At 38.3% G+C, this 8628-nt stretch carries 9 protein-coding genes and 1 pseudogene; 8 read left to right on the top strand and 2 right to left on the bottom strand.

The genetic code is table 11. The features are described 5' to 3' along the window. Nucleotides 1-24 precede the first annotated feature (24 nt). The 8 genes from hemL (at nucleotide 25) to AC5YD2_RS14060 (ending at nucleotide 7673) form a co-directional block, all read left to right on the top strand. Nucleotides 25-1323, top strand: a complete 1299-nt coding sequence (gene hemL, locus AC5YD2_RS14025; RefSeq protein ID WP_496126922.1) for a glutamate-1-semialdehyde 2,1-aminomutase — start codon at nucleotides 25-27, stop codon at nucleotides 1321-1323. Between the two features lie 118 nt (nucleotides 1324-1441). Beyond that, nucleotides 1442-1858, top strand: a complete 417-nt coding sequence (locus AC5YD2_RS14030) for a GlcG/HbpS family heme-binding protein (RefSeq protein WP_496126923.1) — start codon at nucleotides 1442-1444, stop codon at nucleotides 1856-1858. 12 nt (nucleotides 1859-1870) lie between these two features. Next, complete coding sequence (locus AC5YD2_RS14035; RefSeq protein ID WP_496126924.1) at nucleotides 1871-2569, top strand: acyl carrier protein; 699 nt, start codon at nucleotides 1871-1873, stop codon at nucleotides 2567-2569. A gap of 163 nt (nucleotides 2570-2732) precedes the next feature. Beyond that, nucleotides 2733-3377 (top strand): RluA family pseudouridine synthase, encoded by a 645-nt coding sequence (locus tag AC5YD2_RS14040; RefSeq protein ID WP_496126925.1) that lies wholly within the window; start codon nucleotides 2733-2735, stop codon nucleotides 3375-3377. A gap of 229 nt (nucleotides 3378-3606) precedes the next feature. Next, nucleotides 3607-6435 (top strand): RNA polymerase-associated protein RapA, encoded by a 2829-nt coding sequence (rapA, locus tag AC5YD2_RS14045; RefSeq protein ID WP_496126926.1) that lies wholly within the window; start codon nucleotides 3607-3609, stop codon nucleotides 6433-6435. A gap of 435 nt (nucleotides 6436-6870) precedes the next feature. Beyond that, nucleotides 6871-7086, top strand: coding sequence for a cold-shock protein (locus AC5YD2_RS14050; protein ID WP_005105001.1), 216 nt, complete (start codon nucleotides 6871-6873; stop codon nucleotides 7084-7086). 102 nt (nucleotides 7087-7188) lie between these two features. Next, nucleotides 7189-7419 carry a hypothetical protein gene (locus AC5YD2_RS14055; RefSeq protein ID WP_496126927.1) on the top strand — a complete coding sequence of 77 codons (231 nt, stop codon included), beginning with the start codon at nucleotides 7189-7191 and terminating at the stop codon, nucleotides 7417-7419. A gap of 56 nt (nucleotides 7420-7475) precedes the next feature. After that, nucleotides 7476-7673, top strand: coding sequence for a hypothetical protein (locus tag AC5YD2_RS14060; protein WP_496126928.1), 198 nt, complete (start codon nucleotides 7476-7478; stop codon nucleotides 7671-7673). Between the two features lie 536 nt (nucleotides 7674-8209). On the opposite strand, the pseudogene AC5YD2_RS14065 reads toward AC5YD2_RS14060, so the two are convergent. Next, nucleotides 8210-8392: pseudogene (locus AC5YD2_RS14065) on the bottom strand (enoyl-CoA hydratase); the annotation flags it as partial. 64 nt (nucleotides 8393-8456) lie between these two features. After that, on the bottom strand, nucleotides 8457-8628 hold a 172-nt coding region (locus AC5YD2_RS14070; RefSeq protein WP_496126930.1), incomplete at its 5' end, for an integrase core domain-containing protein.

Consider the following 8628-nt stretch of genomic DNA (forward strand, 5'->3'; position numbering starts at 1 on the left):
GTAATTTTTAAGTTGAGAATCTCCATGACTTTATCTGCAAAGCAAGAACAACTATTTAAGCAAGCCAGCAAACATATTCCAGGGGGGGTGAACTCTCCTGTACGTGCATTTAATGGGGTGGGTGGTACGCCAGTGTTCATCGAAAAAGCGCAAGGTGCGTATTTGTATGATGTTGATGGCAAACGCTATGTGGACTATGTGGGTTCTTGGGGACCAATGATTTTAGGTCATGCACATCCTGCAATCATTAAAGCAGTACAAGAAGCAGCTGTAGATGGTTTAAGTTTTGGTGCACCCACAGTTCATGAAACCACACTTGCAGATATCATTTGTGAAATCATGCCTTCAATTGAATTGGTACGTATGACCAACTCAGGCACGGAAGCAACCATGACTGCGATTCGCTTAGCACGTGGTTATACAGGTCGTGACAAAATTGTAAAATTTGAAGGCAACTACCACGGACATTCAGACTCTTTACTTGTAAAAGCAGGTTCAGGTTTGCTCACAAGTGGTGAGGGTGAAGCAACATCTGCAGGTGTTCCAGCTGATTTTGCAAAACATACTTTAACGCTTCCGTACAATGACATTGCAACTTTAAAAGAATGTTTCGCGAAATTCGGTTCAGAAATTGCAGGGGTGATTGTTGAACCTGTGGCAGGTAATATGAACTTGGTGAAACCAATTGATGGTTTCTTACAGGCCATTCGTGATGTCTGTGATGAACATGGTTCAGTCTTTATCATTGATGAAGTGATGACAGGTTTCCGTGTGGGTCTAGGCGGTGCTCAGGCACACTATGGCGTAACACCTGATTTAACGACTTTAGGTAAAATTATCGGTGCGGGTCTTCCAGTGGGCGCATTTGGTGGTAAGCGTGAAGTGATGGAATGCATTGCACCTTTAGGTAAAGTCTATCAAGCAGGGACATTGTCAGGTAATCCATTGGCGATGCGTGCAGGCATTGAAATGTTTAAGCATTTACGTGCTGAAGGATTCTACGAGAAACTGACTGCACAACTTGAGAAATTATTGATTGGTCTACAAGCTGCTGCGGATGAAGCGGGTATTGCATTCAAAACTCAGCAAGTGGGTGGTATGTTTGGTTTGTATTTTACAGATCAACAAGACATCACCAGTTTTGATTCGATGTTGAAATGTGATGTTGACATGTTCCGCAAATTCTTCCACGGCATGCTTGATGAAGGGGTGAATTTAGCACCGTCTGCATTTGAAGCAGGATTTATCTCAAGTGCGCACTCAGATGAAGATATTGCGTACACAATTCAAGCAGCTAAAGCAGTTTTTGCACGCATTAAATAATATTTTTGTATAAAATCAATTAAGATATACCCGCAGTCTGTGTACTGCGGGTTTTTTGTGTCAGGCTGAGTCTTAACAGATCAGTCTCAAGTATAAAATTCAGGGATAGCGATTAAAAATGAAGACTAAGCACTATTTAACGTTGGAAGATGCTGAATTTCTACTGACACGTGCGCATCAATATGCCATTGATCAAAAGTTTAATGTCAGTATTGCTGTGGTTGATGAAACAGGAACCTTGTTGGCGATGAAGCGTATGGATGGTGCTTCTCCAATGACCGCCAATTTGGCGATTGAAAAAGCCAAATGTTCAGCCTTGAGCCGTAAACCGACACTCCTTTTTGAAGAACTGATTAAAGATGGTCAGCTCGGATTCTTAACTGTGAGTTCAATTTCAGGCATGCTTGAGGGGGCTGAACCGATTCTGTATCAAGGTCAATTGGTCGGTGCGGTTGGTGTATCTGGTGTGAAATCACATCAAGATGCTCAAATTGCACAACATGCGATTGATGTATTTTTAGCTTTGGCAGATTAAATCTGAATATTGATGTTGTATTCACTGCCTAAAAAAGTTGAAATGAATTTGAGTCAAGCCAAATGGCGTCTTGAATCAACAGAATCTGTCTTGGTGGTTGTGGGGCTACAGCAGCTCAGACAAATAGTTGATTTTGAAGGCAGTGTGCTCTCAGAGAATTTGATCGCATTGTCAAAAAAAGCCAAAGCACTCGATATTCTAGCACTTGATTTGAACCCTGAGCAATTCATGAATGCAATGCTGAGCTTAGGAGATTATGTCTCTCAAAATAAGCAAATCATTATTGCAGGTCAAGTCACCCCAACCATTAAGTCGATCATTCAGCATATCAGTTCGATTACACAGCAGATTTGCATGATTGATGATGCGATATGTTTAGAATCAAAGTCTCAGCATATCCACTGGATCAACTCTATTGTCGCTATGGGTTTACATCACATAAACACTCAAACCGCATTAAGACTTTGGACGTTGAGTGCACCCACTGAGTTTATCCTGTCGGAAAAAGGGATATTGTTGGCTGTTGCTGAACAACTTGACATGGACGCTTTGGAAATTGATCCTTACTGTGATCTTCGACGCTATGGTTTAGATTCAATGGGTATCGTGAGTTTAACAGGGCTATGGCGTGCAAATGGTGCTCATATTCGCTATGAGGATTTTGAAAAGGGGATCAATTTAGTTGATTTAATCCAACGATTAAAAATCTGAATCTTGATCGAAAAAATCCTCGCTTGATCAGTCGCTGATAAATTGTCGAATTTTCAGATAAAGAATGAAAAAAACACCAAGTTTCGCAAATACAAGATTGTATTTTTGGGCGAAGCTTTCTATCATTGCCGGCTTGTTTTCACGATCTGATAGGAATTGAACTTTGAGTAACTTTCTAAAGGAAAACCTCATTCATCGTGATCCAGATTTTATGGTCATTCATAAACCTGCAGGTCTACTTTCCGTTCCTGGAAAAACTGCAGATTTACAAGATTGTGCAATCAATCGTCTACTCAAAGAAGAGCGTCGAACTTTACTGATTCATCGTTTAGATCGCGACACTTCAGGTCTTTTGGTTTTTGGTCTATCCAAAGCCGGTCAAAAGTCGATTTCTCGCCAGTTTCAAGAACGCCAAACCGATAAAACCTATCAAGCACTCGTGGTGGGGCATCTTGAAGGTGAGGGTACAGTTGATGTGCCTGTGATTTATGATCCATCTCGACCACCACTTCACATTGTAGATGAAACCCATAACAAGCCTGCATTAACCCATTGGCAGGTACTTGAGCAATTCGAAATAGAGGGTCAGGCTGTGACTCGGGTTAAATTGACACCGATTACAGGTCGTGCTCATCAATTACGCGTTCATATGCAATATCTAGGTCATCCGATTGTTGGTGATACCTTATATGCGGCGCCTGAGCATCAAGCATTAATGCCAAGACTCTGTTTACATGCAGAAAGATTAAGCTTTAGTCATCCGATATCTGAGGAATATATGGATTTTTATAGTCCAGTTCCTTTCTAGTTTCACAATTGATCAATCTGAATCAATGATCTTGATTTGAATTCAATTCAGTTGCCCTCATTGTAAAAGACAAGCTGAATGGAAAAATTGTGAAACATTCCCAAATTTTGCTCACTTTTTAGTGGGCTTTATGTCAAAATATATTGCTTAAAGACGTTAAACTTTGTTCAAATAATCTCCTGATTGAGCATTGGTTTTTCAGTCCTAACTTGAGATAAGGTGGAAAAAATTGCAGCAATTTGCTATTGGTCAACGTTGGTTATCAGACACGGAAACAGAACTTGGATTAGGTGTATTGATTGATGTAGATGAACGCTCGATCAGCATTCTATTCCCTAAAAGTGATGAAACTCGTGTTTATGCACGTAACAATGCACCTTTATCTCGTATTGTATTTAACGTCAAAGATGAACTCCAAGACCAAGAAGGGATTACTTGGACAGTTGAAGCTTTGGAAGAGCGAAATGGCGTTATTCGTTATGACGTCATTCGTACCCTTGAAGATGGCACTCAACAGCGTAAAGCTTTGAACGAAACACGTTTAGGCGCAACCATTCAATTGTCAAAACCCCTTGATCGTCTATTGGCAAGCCAAGTGGATTATAAAGAATGGTATGACCTGCGTATTGAAGCATTACAAATGCAAGCCAATATGCAAAATAGCCCACTCCGAGGCATGGTCGGTGCGCGTGTTGGACTGATTCCACATCAGTTATATATTGCACATGAAGTCGGTAAACGTTTTGCTCCGCGGGTATTGCTTGCCGATGAAGTGGGCTTGGGTAAAACCATTGAAGCAGGTCTCATCATCCATCAACAACTCAAAACAGGTCGTTCGGAACGTATCCTGATTTTAGTGCCTGATTCACTGCAATATCAGTGGATGATTGAAATGCGTCGCCGTTTCAATTTAAATTTCTCACTCTTTGATTTAACACGTACAGCTTCGATTAAAGAGCATGATCCAGAACTCAATCCATTCTTAACTGAACAGTGCATCATTGCATCGGTCGATTTGATGATTGACCATGATGACTTGCGCGAACAGGCAATCGAAGCGGGCTTTGATCTACTGGTTGTCGATGAAGCACATCATTTAATGTGGTCTGAAGAAAACGGCGGAAATGACCGTTACGACCTAGTTGAAGAACTTGCAGAAAAAACCCCAGGTGTTTTGCTGTTAACTGCGACACCTGAACAGTTGGGCGTAGAAAGCCATTTTGCACGTCTACGTTTACTTGATCCGCAACGTTTTAGTTCGCTTGATCGTTTCTTAGATGAAGAAGAAAAATATCAACAAACAGCTTCAATTGCAGAAGCTTTAATGTCGGATGCACCACTTGAAGCTGAGCATTTAAATGCTGTCGAAGTGTTATTGGGTCATAAAATTGAAGATGAGCCTGAACAACGTTACCGTGCGATTCATGAATTATTAGACCGTCATGGCACAGGACGTGTATTGTTCCGTAATACTCGTGAAGCAATTCAAGGTTTTCCAGGCCGTGATTGTCAGCCTGCACCTTTACCTGCACCCGAAGGCTGGTCTAAAGACGGCAAGCTGCGTGAGCAAATGTGGCCTGAAGAAGCACAATTAGATGGCGCTTGGATGGAAAATGATCCACGTGTCTCATGGATCATGGAAATGCTACGTACGCAGTTAAAGCACAAAAAAGTGTTGCTGATTGCGCGTAGTGGTCCTGTGGTCGAAGCGCTTGAAAATGCCTTACGTATCCATGCTGGTATTCGTACCGCAATGTTCCATGAAGGTATGAGCTTGCTTGAACGTGACCAAGCTGCGGCATACTTCGCAGAAGAGTCGTATGGCGCTCAAATTTTACTGTGTTCAGAAATTGGTTCAGAAGGGCGTAACTTCCAGTTTGCTTCGGATTTAATCTTATTTGATTTACCTGCCAATCCAGATATCCTCGAACAACGTATTGGTCGTCTAGATCGTATCGGTCAAGAAAACCGTATTCAAATTCATGTACCGTATTTAGTGGGAACTGCGCAAGAGCGTATGTTCCGTTGGTATAACGAAGCATTGAATATTTTCAGTAGTATTTCTCCAACGGCTCAAACACTTCAAGAAAACTTCATTATTGATTTAAAAGAGTGCTTGTTGACTGATAAAGGCCAAGTGTTTGAAGATGTACTCGAGGCGGTGAACGTTCAACGTCAAGCACTCGAAGATGAATTGCAATCGGGTCGTGACCGCTTACTTGAATACAACTCTTGTCGTCCGATGGTGGCCCAAGAAATTGTCACCGCGCTTGAAAATTACGATGACAATAGCTTATTGCCTATGTTCATGAAACGCTTTATGGCATCGACCAATATCGACTTTGATGAGCAAAGCAATGGTACTGTCATTATTAAGCCAACCGATCAAATGCAAGTACAAGGTTTACCATTGGATGAAGATGGTATGACCGTGACTTTCTATCGTGATCAAGCACAAATCCGTGAAGATGCACAGTACATCACGCTGGAGCATCCATTTGCTGAAAGCGTGATGGAAATGATTAATACTCAATCCTTTGGTAGCACCAACGTTGCATTGTTAAAATCGGCGGCACTACCTCAAGGTTCTGTATTGTTAGAAGTGTGGTTTAAGGTGGGTGTCGTTGCACCAAAAGCATTGAATCTTCCTGCGAGCTTACCAACGCAGTTGATCCGTGTGTTGTTGAGTGAAAAAGGGCAGGATTTATCGCAAAAAATTGCACCTGAAATCTTGAAACCTTATTTACATCATTTAGATGGCAACAGTTGCCGTCAGGTGGTGAAAGCACGTCGTGATGTGGTTGAACAACGTTATGAACAAGCGTTAGATATCGCAAAAGGTGCATTGCCTGAATTGAAAAAACAGGCGAAAGAAATTTATAGTAGCAAATGGCAGTATGAAATTGACCGTTTGAGCTATTTAAAACAGTTCAACTCAAGTATTCGTGAAGATGAAATTACACGTTTGCAAAAGTTGCAAAAAGAAGGCTTAGGGTTACTCGATGGTTTATCTGTAACGCCAGAAGCGATTCAAGTTTTGGTTGTGGTTAAACCATAAATTGAATTTTTGAATTCTAAAAAAAGTACCTTAGGGTGCTTTTTTTATTTATATTTATCAAAGATCTCATGATTGATTTCACATGAAACGTGAACTTAGAGAGATGATTAACTCAAAGAGTACAGTTTGAATTTAGAACTTGATAATGAATACACTCAAAGTAAATGAAACGGGGATAATAGAAAAAAAAGAGATTTATATTTATTTTATTTATAAAATTTTATATTTATATTAGAAAACTTGATTAATTAGAAATTTAGTGTATAGTTCACTTAACTAGAAAAAAGTCTTGTTTCGCTAAATCTTCTTTAAGCATCGCAGTTTTATTCATAATCCTTCGTTTTTTTCAGATTTTAAGTCTCATTCTTTATTATTTCAAAGTTAACACCAGTCAGTAAAGTGACTAAAAATTATTAAAAATTGATGGGATGTATTATGTCAAACTCAAATGTTGTTAAAGGTACTGTTAAGTGGTTCAACGAAACTAAAGGTTTTGGTTTTATCCAACAAGAATCAGGTCCAGATGTTTTTGCTCATTTCAGCGAAATTGCCAGTTCAGGTTTCAAAACCTTGTTAGAAGGTCAATTGGTTGAATTTAGTGTTGCTCAAGGTCAAAAAGGTCCTAACGCTGTAAATATTGTTGCTATCTAAGTAACAGTTAACAGTCTAAAAAAGCACTTATGAGTGCTTTTTTATATTTTAAAATTTAATTAAAAGTTAGTTTTTTTTGATTAAAAATAAATGGAATTTAAATTGTTAAAAATAAATGATTTAGTTGCAAAATCTATAAACGGTAATGAGATATCAGTTACATTAATTCCGCTTGTCCGAATGCAAAATACACGTGAAGGCTTCAAACAAGTTGAAGTTGGTAAAAGAGTTTTGCTGTCCTCTGGACTAGAAGTTGATTTAAATTTAGATGGTCGTACATTTTATATATCTTCAAATCAATTGTTTAAATTAAGTCATAGAGTTAATTCATAAGAAATTAACTGACGTTTAAGTGTTCTTAACACTTCACTCTTATTAAAGGAATACAAATGTTGAAACAAAATATCAATGTAAAAGATCAATTCGGAATTAAACACGCCATTCAAGCCACGGTAGATCACCAGTTTGAAGTGACCCAGTCTTATTCTAATATCAAGCATATTACAATAGACGGTGAAGATATTAGACCAAGCTTTGAAATGTTCTTCCAAAGTTCTTTAAGTGGAAAAATTTTTAAAATTATATAACGATTTAAGCCTGTGACAGATCATTATTCTATGGACTTGTAGAGTCTAAAAATTCAGTAGTTTCTTAGAGTAATCATCGTGTTCATAAAAAAACTATTCCACAAAAAAGTATAATTTTATTTTCATCGAAAACAATCAATTCAGGCATGAAAATTCTTAGACCTAAACGTTAGATGAAATATGATTTAAGAATAAAAGCCTCTTTCGCCATTTGAAATACCCTAATAATTTAAAGTATCTTGAACTCAATATATGGAATTCTGTTGAGCTCGTATTTTGGTTTTGCGCCTAGTGAATACCTAGAATAAATATAATCAAAGTGAATTTTTTACTCCCCCTGAGTAGCTTTTAAAAAATATCATTGGGGATGCGCTTTAAATATATTTTTAATATGCGTTAATCTCTTTTTTCTCAAAATATTACAAAGTATTTCTATCAAATTTTCGAATGCTAAAAATTAGCATCTTGATTGAATTTTTTTTAGTTATTTTTTTCATAAGTATCTAATTTAAATATTTTTTTTGGTTGATCAAAGTTTATTGGTTAAACTGCGAAAAATCAGGCTGTCGTTTTTGCATAAAAGCGCAGATAGCTTCAAACATTTCAGGTGATTGAGCACGCTGTATCACCACTTCTGCTTCATCATCAATGCATTTTATAATTTGATCCAGATTATGCTTCATTAACTTTTTTACAGCTTTGAGTGAGGCATTTGGAAGGGAAGAGGTGGTTCCACTTGTTTGAACAACTAAAAGCTTATTTATAATTGATATTCTGCTCTAGTTAAGCCACCTTGTTTTGTTGAGGCAGCTGATCATAGTAAAACTCATTTGGTGTCATTTTGTCTAGACTTGAATGAGGTCGTTTCAAATTATAAAACTCAAAATATGCGCTCAATTGCTTTTTCGCATCTATGACACTGCTGTAAGCTTTGAGATACACCTCTTCATATTTA

The sequence above is a fragment of the Acinetobacter sp. CY73 genome (assembly GCF_059515865.1).